Genomic DNA, 14878 nt, shown 5'->3' with positions numbered 1-14878 from the left:
TTTTATCATGAGTGTTCTAAATGGATTTTTTAGGTTAATTATAATGTTTCCGTCTGGCTATTTTGGTAATACCATATCGAAATAGGAAAGGATGGTCGTATACCCTTTCGTCTTAAAGTAATTTATTGTGTTTTCTCTTTCTGTAACCATGACAAAATCACCACCCCAACCTCCTAAGCTTTTTACACTTCCGGTATAATCGGGGAATAATTGTTCTTTTATGGTGGGAACATTCAGAGCATGTGAAAGTGTTTTTTCATGAAGGTTCAATACCGATTCAAATTCATTTAAAGTAGTAGCTTGTAAAAGCTTTTTTGTGAGTTCGGTAATTGTTTTGATTAGTACTACCTTGTCTATTGGTTGCTCTCGGTATGCAGATATAGCTTCCCTACTGTTCTTTTTTTTGTTCAGGTATACGAAATATAGCTGATCAGAAAAAGGAAGTTTTGGCTCCACCTCTCGAACCATGGGTTGGTTGTTTTTGATTTTAAATACTATTGGATTATTGTTTTGAGCACATGCGATATCATAACCACTGCCCCCAAAGGTTTCTTTTAAAAGGGTATAGGGGTTTATTTTTGCCCATTCTGCGATATTATTTATTAAGGTAGAAGAAGTGCCGAGTCCCCAATTGCTAGGAAACGTCAATTCGGTTTCTACAGCACATCCATTCGTATCTGTTAGGAATTTTGGCTGTAAGATTCTGGTTTGTTTCAGCAGATGAATTAGGGTTTTGGAGATAACCTCATCCGAGGCAGATAGCTTTGTAAAACGTACTAAGTCGTAACTCCCTTTAAACCAAATATTCCCGTCTGTATCCAGACTTTTCCAAGAAAGTATTCCTGAGGTATCTTCAGTCAATTTTAGTGATTGCCCAAACGTTGTTGGAATTGCCCATCCTTCGGCACCATCTAATATGGCGTACTCCCCTGAAAGTAATAATTTACCATTACTGTAAAAAGATTTCATCATGATGGGTTTCTCAATTGCTCCAGAGCATCCGATACGCCTCTATGGGTTACTGTATTGGTTTTAAAGTGGGTTACCAACTGGTTCTTTTCGGTAGTGTTTGCGCCAAGTTGATTCAACATATTCATTAAGTGCATCTTCATGTGACCTTTTTGTATGCCCGTAGTAACCAAGGAGCTTACTGCCGCAAAGTTTTGTGCTAAACCGGCCACTGCAATAATCTGCATTAATTTTTTTGACGATGGATTTTGTAATAACTCTAGATTAAGTTTCACCAATGGATGTAGCTTTGTCAATCCGCCAACGGTACCTAAGGCTAAAGGCAACTCAATCCAAAACCTAAAAACCCCATCCTTGATTTCGGCATGTGTAAGGCTGCTATAACTGCCGTTTCTTGCCGCGTAAGCATGTACGCCAGCCTCAATGGCCCTAAAATCATTCCCAGTTGCAAGTACGACAGCATCAATACCATTCATAATACCTTTATTATGGGTTACGGCACGGTAGGGTTCTACCTTTGCAATGGCAACGGCACGAACCATTTTCTCAGCAAATAGTTCTGAGGAAATATCAGAAGAAATCGTTAACTTGGCTACAGGACAACTCACAGATGCCTTTACTACACAATTGGGAACATAGTTAGATAAGATACTCATAACCACTTCTATTTGCTTTTCTTCCGCTGTAAAGGCATCGTAGCCAAAGGCTTCTTCCTTTAGTGTAGTAGCAAACTGTTCTAGACAACTGTTTATAAAATTAGCACCCATAGCATCTTTTGTTTCAAAGGTGCAGTGTAGTTGGTAATAATTGGTTAGGTCGTCGGTTTTGTCTCTTAGCTCAATAGCAGAGATACCGCCCCCACGTTTAGCCATGCTTTCCGTTAAGTGTGCACTATCTGCATGTAATTTTTCTTTTATCGAATTGAAATAAGACTCAAGCTGTTTAAAATCACCCGTAAATATAAAATGCACTTGTCCTACTTTTTCAGTGCCCAATACCGTAGTGGTAAACCCGCCTCTATCCATCCAAAATTTAGCAGCTTTACTTGCGGCGGCAACTACCGAACTCTCTTCGATAGCCATAGGTATGGCGTATAGTTCGTCGTTTATTAGAAAGTTGGGTGCAATACCCAAAGGCATATATAAATTAGTGATTGTGTTTTCAATAAAATCGTCATGCAGTTGTTGTAAATCACTATCCTGATTCCAATAGGCTAAAATAAGTTTTTTAGATGCTTCTGGGTCTTTGGTGTAATGCTCAGTAAGCCAATCTATTTTCTGTCCTTTTGAGAGTTTTGAAAAACCACTAATAGGGGTTGTCATGTATTTTGGTTTCTGCGTTTATTGACAAGTGCACTAGGTACTCAACTGCAATTTTATAGTTTTATTTTGGGTAATAAAAAGTAAAGATAATCATATTGTCTTGAATAAAAACACCGCTTTAAGTCTATTGAATTGCCTGTCTTTTTTGCTCTATTTAGAGGTTTTTCACGGAAATAGTGGTAAACTTGATAGTTAGAACAAATTTTATCACTTTATGCGATTCAGATACTTTTTTTTGCTTGCCCTACTTTGTTTTAATCCATTAATAATCGCACAGCAAAAGCAGATTTCCGTAACTAATATTTATACTGGAGAATTCCAAACGCAGGGAATGGATGTGCTTCGGTCCATGAACAATGGGAAGCAGTATACCGTTTTAAGTAAAGACCCGTATCGCGGAATAGTATCCGTTGACACCTATGATTATAGCACCTTGGAAAAAGTTGCTACTGTTATCTCTACAGGTGATTTGGAGCGGCTGGAAGATTTCTCTTCGTACAGCTATAGCGAAGACGAATCTAAGTTATTGTTAGCAACCCAAGTAGAGTCTATATTTAGGAGGTCTACCCTAGGTGTTTTTTATGTGTATGATATTGCTTCTGAAAAACTAATAAAAATAAATGACGCCAAAATACAGGAGCCTACCTTGTCTCCTGACAATAAGAAAGTGGCTTATGTGAAGGATAATAATTTATTTTTGATGAATTTGGAAAGCGGTACGACCAAACAGGTAACAGAAGATGGTGTAAAAAACAAGATTATTAATGGGGTTACGGATTGGGTCTACGAAGAGGAGTTTTCTTTTGTAAGGGCCTTTGAATGGAATGCAGACGGCAGTACCATCGCTTTTTTACGATTTGATGAAACTAACGTTCCAGAGTTTTCTATGGATGTATACGGAATGGAGAAATATCCTAGTCAGCATGTATTTAAATATCCAAAGGCCGGAGAGGACAATGCCATAGTTAGTTTGCATACCTATGATGTGGGAAGAGGTGAAACAACAAAGATAGATTTGGGTGACGCCTATTATATTCCTAGAATTAAATGGATGAACCACAAAGAATCATTAAGTGTTCAGACTTTGAATAGGCACCAAAACCATTTAAAGTTCCATTTGGTAGATGCTAAGACCGGTAACGTATCCCTACTTCTTGAGGAAACCGACAAGGCCTATATTGATATTCACGATAACCTAACTTTTTTGGCCGATGATAGTTTTATATGGACTAGTGAAAAAGATGGTTGGAACCATATTTACCTGCATAATTCAGATGGAAAATTAATGAATCAGATTACAAAAGGTACTTGGGAGGTTACCAAGTATTATGGTTACGACCAGAATGAGGATAAGATTTATTATCAGTCTACCGAAAATGGCACCGTAAATCGTGGTGTTTATAGTGTGGAGAGCAACGGAAAGAAAAGAAAGGATTTAGCAGTAGCGGCGGGTGTTAATTCAGCCTCTTTTAGTGCTAATTTCACGTATTTTATTAATAATTATTCCAGTGCCACAACGCCACCAAAGTACACCTTACATATTTCGTTAAGCGGAAAAAAAGTAAAGGACATATTAGACAATACCGCGCTATCTCAAAAACTGGAAGGCTATGAAACCAGTCCTAAGGAGTTTTCTACCATTACCATTAATGGGAACGATTTGAATATGTATATGATTAAACCTGCGGATTTTGATGCTTCTAAAAAATACCCACTGTTGATGTATCAATACAGTGGTCCCGGGTCACAAAATGTATCTAATACTTGGATGTCCGATAGGGATTACTGGCACCAATTATTGGTTTCCAAAGGTTATATCGTTGCCTGTGTCGATGGTAGGGGAACTGGTTATAAAGGGAGCGACTTTAAAAAAGTAACCTATTTGAATTTAGTCAAATACGAGACCGAAGACCAGATTGCAGCTGCAAAAAAACTCAGTGAATTAGACTATATAGATGAACAGCGTACCGGGATTTGGGGATGGAGTTTTGGCGGACATATGTCTACCAACTGCCTTTTAAAAGGAAACGACACCTTTGAGATGGCCATAGCGGTAGCACCGGTAACCTCATGGCGCTTTTACGATACTATTTATACGGAACGCTTTATGCGCACACCCGAAGAGAACCCAAGTGGTTACGATGATAATTCTCCTTTTAATTATCCTGAGTTGCTTAAAGGGGATTACTTATTGATTCATGGCTCCGGCGATGATAACGTACATGTGCAAAATACCATGCGTATGGTAGAAGCTCTGGTCCAAGCCAATAAGCAATTTGACTGGGCTATTTATCCAGATAAAAATCACAGCATAAAAGGCGGTAATACCCGTATTCATTTATATACTAAAATGACTGATTTTGTAACATCAAAACTTTAACCAACCTTCAGTGCCAACTAAAACCAAGATATTATGACAGAAATGAAGCCAGCAACTCAAAAGGAACTTTTTGGACATCCTGTAGGATTGTTTTACCTGTTTTTTGCAGAAATGTGGGAACGGTTCAGTTTTTATGGTATGCGAGCTTTGTTGACTCTTTACATGGTCGAGGTTGTTTTTGAAGCACTTGCTGAGAGGGATTTTGCTACTGCCGCTGTTTATGCATCCTATGGGTCATTGGTGTACGCATCTACCGTAATTGGTGGTCAGATTTCAGATAAAATTTTGGGAATGCGAAATTCGATTTTCTTGGGTGGTATATTGATGGCAGTAGGCCATTTTGTATTGGCCATAGAGAATGATATGGCGTTTTTTCTAGCACTTGCATTGATAATAGTGGGTAATGGTTTTTTTAAGCCTAACATTTCAACTTTTGTAGGCACGCTTTACCCAGAGGGTGATCCTAAAAAAGATTCAGGCTTCACTATTTTTTACATGGGAATTAATATTGGAGGTTGGATAGCTCCGCTGCTTTGTGGTTGGTTGGCCTATGCCTATGGTTGGCACTATGGTTTTGGTTTGGCTGGAATAGGAATGCTTACAGGCTTGATAGTTTTTTGGAGCGGTATACGCAAGAACGTATTTGGGGATAGAGGGCTGCCTCCAAACGAAGAAGTTATGCACAAGAAAGTATTTGGCATAAAGCAGGGTGTCTTAATTCCTATTTTGACCGTTCTTGCTGCCCCAGTTATTGCCTATTTATTATCCGCATATAAATCTTTGGGAGCTGAAGGAACATTTTTAGGAGATCAAAATATCGTCAATATTATTTTTAAGGGTATTGCAGTGCTGATATTGGTTTACCTAGCCAATATTATGATTAAAGCTACCTTGGAAGAGCGTAAAAAACTTTTTGTCGCCGTTCTGATCACGTTTTTCATGACAATATTCTGGGGCTTTCATGAATTGTCTGGCAGTGTTATAACCTTATTTGCTGCAAGAAATGTAGAACTGACCTTAATGTCGGCCGCGCAAACCAATTCGTTAAATTCTATGTTCATTATTATTTTGGCCATTCCTATCTCTTTGATGTGGACTTACCTAAGTAAGAAGAACCGTAACCCCAGAACTCCATATAAATTTGGAATGGGATTACTTTTTGCTGGTATCAGCTTTTATGTGCTTGCCATAAGCGCCAATAGCGCCGATGCCAATGGCTTAGTTCCTTTTGCTTATTTATTATTAATGTATTTTTTGTTGTCTATAGGGGAGTTGTTTATGTCTCCCGTTGGGCTTTCAAAGATTACGGATTTATCCCCAAAACGCATTGTTGCATTTATGATGGGCGTGTGGTTTTTATCTTCTTCCTTTGCCTTTCAAGTAGTCGGGTTTATTGGAAAACAGTTGGCTATTGAAAGTACGGACAAGAATGTAGGTGGTTTTGAGACTTTATCGGTATATACAGACGGTTTTGAATTGATAGCAAAGTATGCCGTAGTGGCCGGTATTCTTGTATTGGTAGCATCGCCTTTGATTAAAAAACTAATGGGTAAGGTGCATTAATCTATAGCTCCAAAAGAATAGAATCCCTTTTCGCCGGTATAGTGAAAAGGGATTTTTCTTTTGATACAGGTGGCTTTCCATCGTGCGATATAACTTGTATAGTTGCTGCCATCAGCAATAATTTCGCTTGGATTAGTCGTTGTTATAAACCTATCTAAATTGATTTTTGGGGAATGGGTGAGCAAAATGATTTGTTCTATGTTTTCTGATGGATAGACACCTAGACTATCTAAAATAAAGAACCGTTTTTCATTGATTAAATAACTATTTGCTACATTTTCATAGGAGATATTACGAATGCGTTCGCCAATTTTCATATCGGTTACAGGGTTTTTCGCAGCTGTGCTATCCGAGGTTAATACGGTTGTATTCCAGCCATTTCTTTCAAAAATAACCGTGTTTTTGCTCTGATGTAATACCATTACCTTATTTTTTTGACTCGCTGCAATTATTTGATATATGGTATAGCATTGAAACATCAGCAAGCTTGTAAGAAAGAATACTACCCGTTTGAAATGTAGTTGCTTCAACAAGAGAACTAGGGTGGTAATTAGGGCGTAGACTAATAGAAGTTGTATAACATCGAAGGAAATCTGCTTAAAAATAAAATCTTCTTGTTGGGCCACCCAAGCTACTATCTTATTCATGTATGAAATTAGTTCATTAAAAAACCAGGCTAGTGTGCTGGGTAATTGGTTAATAAGAGCTAGGAAAATCACTAGAATTCCCATACCCAAAATGAAACCCAAGGCAGGAATAATGAGGAGGTTGGAAATAAAGAACAAACCAGGAAATTGATGAAAATAGAACAGACTTATGGGTAAAACACCCAATTGAGCAGCAACACTTATTGAGAGCAACTGCCAAACATATCGGATAGGTTTGTATTTTGGATACCATAATTTTTGTAACATAGGATATATCCAAACAATAGCAAGCACTGCGGCGTAGCTCATTTGAAAACCCACGTGAAATAAAAGATTTGGATTGATGAAGAAAAGAATAAAAAACATGGAAAGTGCAAGAATATTAAATGTGTTGCTAGGTCGGTTCAGGTACAGTGCGTAGGCCACAAAGCTGAACATGGTACATGCCCGAACAATGGAAGCTGAAAGTCCGGCTAAAAAAGCAAAGCCCCATAATAATAGTACAGTTAGAATTAAACTGATTTTCTTTCCGTGAGGTAGGTAATCTAAGGGCTGTAATAAAAACTGTAATACCAATAATAGGATGCCAATATGTAAACCTGATAGCGCAAGTATATGTACTGCTCCTGCGTTCTTGTAATTATCATAGATCTCTTTCGAAATATCAGTACGTTGTCCTAGAAGTAAAGCTTGTATAACCCCAAGTTCTTCCTGTCCAAAACTCCCGCCCTTTAATTTTTCTATGATATGATTTCTTGCACTTGCAGCAATCCCAAAAATAGTTTTAGATGGATTTTCTTTTTTGTAATAGCTGCTTGGTGTTAACTTTAGCTGATGGTAAATTCCCAATTGCTCTAAATAAACCTTATAACTAAATTGATGCGGGTTTAGTGGTGGTTTAATGGCGGTTAGTTCTTTTATGGTGTAAATCTCGCTATCTACTGATAAGGTTGTGAGGCTATCGCTCAGGGGTTTATTGAGTATCAGTTTTCCAGTGGCAAATAAACTATCTACAGCTTTGATTTCTGCAATATAACGCTCCGAAAACACCGTAGGTTTTAAGACTTCTTTGATTTTCAAGTGACAAACGGATTGTTGTCCTAAAGTAAGGGTGCTGTAATGAAGCCTGCCTTGTTGTGGTTGCGCATGTTGTATGAGAAATATTCCTAAGGTAATGGTCGTAAGACCAGCCATTATTCCGAACCAGATGGATTTTGTATCTTGTTTATATGCATATACGATACCTAGACTTACAAATAGTAAGACTGTTAGCGTAAGGGAAAAAAGGTTATTAAAAGGAAAATAGAAGCCAATGAGGATTCCAATAATAAGCAACAGCGTAAGTTTTATTGGAACGAACGCTAATAGTTTCATCTTATAAAATTCTAGTTGCTTTTACAAAGGCACTGTTCCAAAAACCTTCGCGTAATGAGGATACCGTTACGCCACGAGAAGTGGATGCGTGTATAAACTTGACGTCATCTCCTTCTACTTTTACCACCATACCTACATGGTTGATTCGTTTGGCGCGTTTTTTTGTTTTAAAGAAGAGTAAATCACCTTTTTCAACATCTTTGATTTTTATTTTCTTTCCTTCCTCTGCCATATGGATTGATGTCCTTGGAAGACTTATATTATGTTCTCCAAAAGAAATGTAAAGTAATCCAGAGCAATCCATTCCTTTTCGTGTGGTTCCTCCGAACTTATACCGCACTCCAGAAAAGGTAAGTGCGGTATTGATGACCTTATCTGCTTTGGAGTTGGGATGGTTAGTAACGCTTGATTTTTCCACTACGCGTTCCGTTGTTTCAGTAATGCCCCTTCTTAGGTTGTCGGCAGCTGCCACGGAAATTCTTCGCTCTTTGGTAGATAAGCTCGTTTTCTTACCGCTACCACAACCAGCAATGAACATGACTAAGAAAAGGTAGAATAGTTTTTGCATAATTTACAAGTGGTATCTTTTATACTTGAACCCTAAAATTATAGAATTATTTTATATAATGTTAAGCCATGCACAAAAAACCTAACGGATAGGTCTTGGTTGTGTCGTTGTGTGTTAGGTCTGAATCTCATTTCTATTTGAGTCAGTTAATTAATCGAGGGAAAGCTGTTCTAATTTCCAAAGTTGTTTAATTTGTTTCTTTTTGGCAAGTAAGGAGCGGGATTACGAATACTACCGATAATTAGATATTTTTTATAGCTACTGAAATAGACTTTAGAATACTATTTTATACTATTCTTGTAAATATGTGATGCTGCTTTGGCACTGGCACCTGTACCACCCAATTTTTTAATGAGTGCGCCATAGTTTAGTATTTGTTCCCTTCTAGCAGGGCCTAATAGAATGTCCACCAACGCAGTCTTGAGTTTCTTTTGGGTAAAGTTGTTCTGAATGAGTTCGGTTACTACTTCTTTTTTCATAATTAAATTGACCAAGGAAATATATTCTAGAGTTATAATGCGTTTTGCAATTTGATAGGATATCCAGTTTGCTTTGTAGCAAACTACCTGTGGTACCTTAAATAAAGCTGTTTCTAAAGTTGCGGTGCCACTGGTAACCAAAGCTGCTGTGGCAATCGAAAGCAGGTCGTAGGTCTTGTTTTGTATAATTTTTACATTTTTACCCGATAAATATGGCGTATAAAATTCCTTGTCCAAACTGGGAGCACCGGCAATTACAAATTCGTGATCGGGAAAATCTGCTGTTAAGGAGAGCATAACAGATAACATTTTCTGAACTTCTTGTTTACGGCTTCCGGGAAGTAATGCTATAATTGGTTTTTTGGTATCGAGCTGATGGTTAGTCCGAAATAACTCCTCATTTAGTTCGGCCCTATTGGAAATAGCGTCGATTAAGGGGTGTCCTACAAAGTTGACAGGGTAGTTATGTTTTTTATAAAATTCTTCTTCGAACGGAAGAATAACATGCATGGCATCTACATCTCTTTTTATCTTTTCTATTCGTCCTTCTCTTGAAGCCCACAACTGTGGAGAGATGTAATAATTAGTTCTAATTCCCTTTTTCTTAGCCCATTTTGCTATCCTAAGGTTAAAACCTGAGTAGTCAATAAACACAATGATGTCTGGTTGAAAGTATGTAATGTCGGACTTGCAAAAAGCAATATTTTTAAAAATAGCACCTAGGTTCATGAGCACTTCCAAGAACCCCATAAAGGCCATATCCTTGTAATGTTTTGCTAAATCCCCGCCAGCACTCTGCATTAAATCCCCGCCCCAACAACGAATATCAGCATCGGTGTCTTCCACTTTTAAAGCTTTAATTAAATTGGACCCATGTAGGTCTCCAGAGGCTTCACCAGCGATTATATAATACTTCATTTAAAATACTTTATAGTATAGAATAATGAAAGCCGTGAGCATTGTCGCTATTAATACGCCTTTTGCTCGTTCATTCCTTTTCAGCTTTAAAAAACCGAAGAAAGCCACTAAGTTTAAAATAGCTCCTAAGGCTAATAGGCTTCCAACATGCCCTTGGGTAACAGCTGCTTGATAGGTTTCTTTTATGCTGAAGTTGGAAAATAGTAAAATGTACAATAGCGTTCCTATAGTATTGGCGATTAGGCCGACCAAAAAACCTATGATTACTTCTTTTTTAACGTTCATGAGTTTAATATAAAATACAAATACAAATACAAATACAAATACAAAGTTCAAGTGTAAAGTGCCAAAGACGTTCGCAACAGTCAGTTTCAAATTTAGTTTTCGTTCAACCCCTTATAAAGATATTCAACGCACATTTTATTAATCACTGATGCCTACCCTCTAAAAACCCAAGAATTCAATTCCTGAATTGCATGGTGGGCGGTAAGGTCAAATTGTGTGGGTACAACAGAAATAAATCCGTTCGCCAGTGCCCATTCATCCGTATCCTCTCCTTTGTCCAGTAATTCAAATTTTCCAGTGAGCCAATAATAATCCTTACCCATTGGGCTGATTCGTTTGTCAAATTTTTCCTTCCAGTTCGCTTTGGCCTGTCTACAGATTTTTATTCCTTTTAAATACTTTTTTTCAAGCTTTGGAATATTAACGTTTAGCACTACGCCTTTAGGTATTCCGTTTGTTAGTGCTTGTGTAACGATTTTAGTTATAAAACTACCTGCGTGAGAAAAATCAGCATCCCAATTGTAATCGCAAAGCGAAAAACCGATAGCGGGTATTCCTTCTATACCTGCCTCTATAGCAGCGCTCATGGTGCCAGAATAAATAACGTTTATAGAGGAATTAGATCCATGGTTAATACCGCTTACGCAGATATCTGGTTTTCTGTCTAACAGTTCTTGTAGGGCCAATTTAACACAGTCTGCTGGTGTTCCACTACAGCTATATTCTTCATTTCCAGTATCATCCGTATTCGTTTTCATTTTTTTGGAATAGAGTGTGCTATCCAAGGTAATGGCATGTCCCATACCCGATTGAGGACTATCCGGAGCCACTACGATAACATCACCTAAGGTCTTCATTAGCATAACCAAAGTGCGAAGCCCTGGAGCGGTGATGCCATCATCGTTTGTAACTAAAATTAAGGGTTTTTTCATGTGATATACTTTGTAAGGTAAAAATACGTTTTTATACAGGATTGGAAGAGCGTACCGTTTAACAAAAATTTAAAGACATGTTGCAAAGTTGGCATGGTTTTTTCTTTATCTTAGGGAATTATAGCTTAGAAAAAGAAGTATTTAAACCCCAAAAATTTTGAAAAAAAAAATAAAAAATAGTTTTATGAAAAGAAATTTAGTCTACATTTCTGTAGGATTGTTAGTGGCTGTTGCTTCTTGCAGTTTTACCAATAAATCTTTTGAGAACGATGATAAGGATAAATTGTTGTTAGACCTTATTACCTACGTCTTAGAAAAAGGACATTACGAACCAAAGCTAATCAACGATGATTTTTCGGTAAGCGTTTTTGAAGATTTTATCGATGTTGTAGATCCTACAAAACGGTATTTTCTTGCTTCTGATATCGCTGAATTTGAGCAGTACAAGTTTCAGATAGACGATCAAATCAAGAATACAGATATTACTTTTTTTAATGTGGTATATGCAAGGTTGATGGAGCGTATGGATGATGCCAAGGGGGTCTATAAAGAGGTACTCAAGTCACCTTTTGATTATAATGATGATGAAAGTATCAGTATAAAATATGATGAAGAATCTTTTGTTTCTAGTAAAAAGAAACTGCAAGAACGATGGAGAAAGCAATTAAAGTATGCTACTTTAGGCACCTTTGATTCTAAACTAACGCATGCGGAAAAGAAAGATGAATCCGGAGTATTTGATGATCATGACCATGGTGCACATAGTCCTGAGGAAGCAGAGAAAGAAGCTAGGGAGTCAACAGAGGCAACGCTGGATGAGTTTTTTGATTTTGTGAGCGATTTGGAACGTAAGGATTGGTTCGAACAATATATCAATACCATTGTTGACGAGTTTGATCCGCATACCTTTTATTTTGGACCAGAGGACAAAGAACGTTTTGATGTAAGTATGTCAGGTAAATTTGAAGGTATTGGAGCCCGACTACAAAAAAAACCAGAAGGAGCAAAAATTGTGGAAGTCATTTCTGGCGGTCCTGTTTGGAGAGATGGGAGTTTAGAGGTAGGCGATGAAATAATTAAAGTTGGCCAAAATGGCGAAGAACCCATTAATATTGTGGGCATGCGTTTGGATGACGCCATTAAATTGATAAAGGGTGCACAAGGTACTATTGTAGACCTTACGGTGAAAAAAGTAGATGGGTCTTTGGATGTGGTTTCACTAACAAGGGATGTGGTGGAGCTTGAAGAATCCTATGCCAAGTCTGCCTATATCCTTAAGGGGGAAGAGAAATTTGGCATCATCAATTTGCCTAAGTTTTATGTCGACTTTGAGGATTACAGTAATCGAAATGCCGCTTCAGATGTAGCCAAGGAAGTAGAACGCTTAAAGCAGGAAGGCGCGGAAGGGCTAATTTTGGACCTTAGGGACAATGGAGGCGGGTCTTTAAAAACGGTAGTAGAAATGGCAGGTTTATTCATTAAGGATGGTCCTGTTGTTCAAGTACGTTCTGGTGGTGAGAAGAAAGATGTGTATGATGATAAAGATGAAAGGGTGCAGTGGGATGGACCTCTGGTAATTCTAGTAAATGAGCTATCCGCATCGGCATCAGAAATATTGGCAGCAGCAATGCAGGATTACAAAAGAGGTATCGTTATAGGGAGTAAACAGACTTTTGGAAAAGGTACCGTGCAAAACGTAATTCCTTTGTCGAACATTGTGCGTAGTAACGAACACGGGGATTTAGGTGCCATTAAATTAACAACACAAAAATTCTACCGAATAAACGGTGGTTCTACCCAGCTAGAAGGTGTTAAGAGTGATGTTGTAGTCCCGGACAAATACAGTTATATAGATTTGGGTGAAAAAGATCAGTCCAACCCGTTAAAATGGGATAAGATTTCTCCTGCAGAATATACGTTATGGGACGGGTATATAGATTATGACAAGACTATTGAAAATAGTAAGAAGCGTATGGAAGGAAATCCTCAAATGAAACTAATTGAGGAAAATGCAAAATGGTTGAAAGCTGAGCAGGACGAAACCGATATTTCACTTAATTACAAAACGTATAAGGAAGAACAAGAAAAGGATAGAGAGCATTCTGACTTCTATAAAAAACTTTCTGATTATGATTCCAAGCTAACCTTTGAATCTTTAAAGTACGAACAGGAGTTGTTTACGCAAGATTCCGTTTTACGTGAAAAGAGAGATCGTTGGCACAAGAATTTGGCTAAAGATGTTTACGTAGAGGAAGCAGTGAACGTCTTAGAAGATTTGAAAATGAACAACATTAAAAATATGAAGTTGGCTAGTAGTGTAAAAAACTAACAAACATCTGGTTTTAATTAAAAGAGCCACTTCTTTTGAAGTGGCTCTTTTAATTCTACGACTTCAATTTATCCCCATGAAGTTTCCGTAACCTTGCTAACTTAGGGTTAATGACTACTTGGCAATATCCTTGTGACGTATTATTCTTATAATAATCTTGGTGGTCCTTCTCTGCATTGTAGAAAATTCCCATAGGACTAATTTCAGTGATAACAGGATTTTCGAAATAGGTGTCTATTTCTACTACTACTGCTTGGGCAACTTTCTGTTGTTCTGGGTTATAATAGTAGATAACCGAACGATACTGTGTTCCCACATCTGCCCCTTGTCTATTTAACGTGGTAGGGTCGTGGGTGGTCATGAAAATCATTAGTATATCCGCAAAGGAAATTATGGTCGGGTTGTAGGTGATTTGAACCACTTCTGCATGTCCTGTTAGTCCTGAACAAATCTCCCTATATGTTGGTCTGCCCGGAGCTGCGCCACCTGTATAACCAGAGACTACCAAGGAGACTCCTTTTACTTCTTGAAAAACGGCTTCCGTGCACCAGAAGCAACCACCGCCTAGGGTAGCAACCTCACTAATTTTATTTTGCATATTATTCCGACTTCGTTATGTTCATGGATTCTGAATTAATGCAATAACGAAGACCGCTTGGCTCTGGTCCGTCTGGGAAAACATGTCCAAGGTGAGCGTCACAGGTATTGCAAAGCACTTCAACACGCACCATTCCAAAAGAACTGTCCTTAAAATACTTTATGGCGTTTTGCGTTATGGGTTGGGTAAAGCTTGGCCATCCGGTTCCTGATTCAAATTTAATGGTAGAATCGAAAAGGGGCGTACTACAGCAAATACATTCGTATTTACCTGCGTCGTGGGCACTACATAGGGCTCCAGAATGTGGTGCTTCAGTTCCTTTTTTTCTGGTAATTCTAAACTGTTCGGGTGTCAATAGTGCTGCCCATTCGTTTTCAGTTTTTTCTACTCTTTTATCGGGAACGGGATTGCCGCTAACCGAAAAATGAATAACATCTTTCCAAGTAATAATCATAAGTTTTTCTTTCTTTTTAATTTTTTTTCAGCTACTCTATTGGTCGTATCAGAACCTCAA

At 38.0% G+C, this 14878-nt stretch carries 12 protein-coding genes; 3 read left to right on the top strand and 9 right to left on the bottom strand.

The window, feature by feature from the left end; all coding sequences use genetic code 11:
- Window positions 1–57: 57 nt before the first annotated feature.
- Together Q360_RS0110385 and Q360_RS0110380 are read right to left on the bottom strand one after the other, a co-directional pair.
- A complete protein-coding gene (locus Q360_RS0110385; protein WP_027077038.1) occupies window positions 58–972 on the bottom strand; it encodes a GYDIA family GHMP kinase in 915 nt (304 codons plus the stop codon).
- Window positions 969–2291 (bottom strand): hydroxymethylglutaryl-CoA reductase, degradative, encoded by a 1323-nt coding sequence (locus Q360_RS0110380; protein ID WP_027077037.1) that lies wholly within the window; start codon window positions 2289–2291, stop codon window positions 969–971. Before Q360_RS0110380 ends, Q360_RS0110385 begins: the two co-directional genes overlap by 4 nt.
- A 214-nt stretch (window positions 2292–2505) precedes the next feature.
- Between Q360_RS0110380 and Q360_RS0110375 the strand changes: the two genes are divergently transcribed.
- Together Q360_RS0110375 and Q360_RS0110370 are read left to right on the top strand one after the other, a co-directional pair.
- Window positions 2506–4671 (top strand): S9 family peptidase, encoded by a 2166-nt coding sequence (locus Q360_RS0110375; protein WP_027077036.1) that lies wholly within the window; start codon window positions 2506–2508, stop codon window positions 4669–4671.
- Between the two features lie 33 nt (window positions 4672–4704).
- Entirely contained in the window at window positions 4705–6234 is a 1530-nt protein-coding gene (locus Q360_RS0110370; protein ID WP_027077035.1) for a peptide MFS transporter, read from the top strand.
- On the opposite strand, the gene Q360_RS0110365 is transcribed toward Q360_RS0110370, so the two are convergent.
- From Q360_RS0110365 to surE, 5 genes are all read right to left on the bottom strand, one after another.
- Entirely contained in the window at window positions 6231–8255 is a 2025-nt protein-coding gene (locus Q360_RS0110365) for a ComEC/Rec2 family competence protein (RefSeq protein WP_027077034.1), read from the bottom strand. The genes Q360_RS0110370 and Q360_RS0110365 overlap by 4 nt on opposite strands.
- A 1-nt stretch (window position 8256) precedes the next feature.
- A complete protein-coding gene (locus Q360_RS0110360) occupies window positions 8257–8823 on the bottom strand; it encodes a C40 family peptidase (protein ID WP_051554661.1) in 567 nt (188 codons plus the stop codon).
- A gap of 281 nt (window positions 8824–9104) precedes the next feature.
- Entirely contained in the window at window positions 9105–10220 is a 1116-nt protein-coding gene (lpxB, locus tag Q360_RS0110355) for a lipid-A-disaccharide synthase (protein WP_027077032.1), read from the bottom strand.
- Window positions 10221–10505 carry a hypothetical protein gene (locus Q360_RS0110350; protein ID WP_027077031.1) on the bottom strand — a complete coding sequence of 95 codons (285 nt, stop codon included), beginning with the start codon at window positions 10503–10505 and terminating at the stop codon, window positions 10221–10223.
- Between the two features lie 152 nt (window positions 10506–10657).
- Window positions 10658–11437: a 5'/3'-nucleotidase SurE gene (gene surE / locus Q360_RS0110345; RefSeq protein ID WP_027077030.1), complete on the bottom strand. Its 780-nt coding sequence runs from the start codon at window positions 11435–11437 to the stop codon at window positions 10658–10660.
- Between the two features lie 184 nt (window positions 11438–11621).
- Here surE and Q360_RS0110335 point away from each other — a divergent pair, with 184 nt between their 5' ends.
- Window positions 11622–13766, top strand: coding sequence for a carboxy terminal-processing peptidase (locus tag Q360_RS0110335; protein ID WP_027077029.1), 2145 nt, complete (start codon window positions 11622–11624; stop codon window positions 13764–13766).
- A 55-nt stretch (window positions 13767–13821) separates the two neighbouring features.
- Here the strand turns inward: Q360_RS0110335 and msrA are convergent, their stop codons facing one another.
- Window positions 13822–14364 carry a peptide-methionine (S)-S-oxide reductase MsrA gene (msrA, locus tag Q360_RS0110330; RefSeq protein WP_027077028.1) on the bottom strand — a complete coding sequence of 181 codons (543 nt, stop codon included), beginning with the start codon at window positions 14362–14364 and terminating at the stop codon, window positions 13822–13824.
- A 1-nt stretch (window position 14365) separates the two neighbouring features.
- Window positions 14366–14815 carry a peptide-methionine (R)-S-oxide reductase MsrB gene (gene msrB / locus Q360_RS0110325; RefSeq protein ID WP_027077027.1) on the bottom strand — a complete coding sequence of 150 codons (450 nt, stop codon included), beginning with the start codon at window positions 14813–14815 and terminating at the stop codon, window positions 14366–14368.
- Between the last annotated feature and the right edge of the window lie 63 nt (window positions 14816–14878).

Source organism: Maribacter antarcticus DSM 21422 (assembly GCF_000621125.1).
GTDB lineage: Bacteria > Bacteroidota > Bacteroidia > Flavobacteriales > Flavobacteriaceae > Maribacter > Maribacter antarcticus.
This window is presented reverse-complemented; position numbering and strand designations above follow the sequence as displayed.

Coding starts and splice junctions, on each gene's coding strand:
- Q360_RS0110385 (WP_027077038.1), bottom strand. CDS start 972: ATGATGAAATCTTTTTACAGTAATGGTAAATTATTACTTTCAGGGGAG.
- Q360_RS0110380 (WP_027077037.1), bottom strand. CDS start 2,291: ATGACAACCCCTATTAGTGGTTTTTCAAAACTCTCAAAAGGACAGAAA.
- Q360_RS0110375 (WP_027077036.1), top strand. CDS start 2,506: ATGCGATTCAGATACTTTTTTTTGCTTGCCCTACTTTGTTTTAATCCA.
- Q360_RS0110370 (WP_027077035.1), top strand. CDS start 4,705: ATGACAGAAATGAAGCCAGCAACTCAAAAGGAACTTTTTGGACATCCT.
- Q360_RS0110365 (WP_027077034.1), bottom strand. CDS start 8,255: ATGAAACTATTAGCGTTCGTTCCAATAAAACTTACGCTGTTGCTTATT.
- Q360_RS0110360 (WP_051554661.1), bottom strand. CDS start 8,823: ATGCAAAAACTATTCTACCTTTTCTTAGTCATGTTCATTGCTGGTTGT.
- lpxB (WP_027077032.1), bottom strand. CDS start 10,220: ATGAAGTATTATATAATCGCTGGTGAAGCCTCTGGAGACCTACATGGG.
- Q360_RS0110350 (WP_027077031.1), bottom strand. CDS start 10,505: ATGAACGTTAAAAAAGAAGTAATCATAGGTTTTTTGGTCGGCCTAATC.
- surE (WP_027077030.1), bottom strand. CDS start 11,437: ATGAAAAAACCCTTAATTTTAGTTACAAACGATGATGGCATCACCGCT.
- Q360_RS0110335 (WP_027077029.1), top strand. CDS start 11,622: ATGAAAAGAAATTTAGTCTACATTTCTGTAGGATTGTTAGTGGCTGTT.
- msrA (WP_027077028.1), bottom strand. CDS start 14,364: ATGCAAAATAAAATTAGTGAGGTTGCTACCCTAGGCGGTGGTTGCTTC.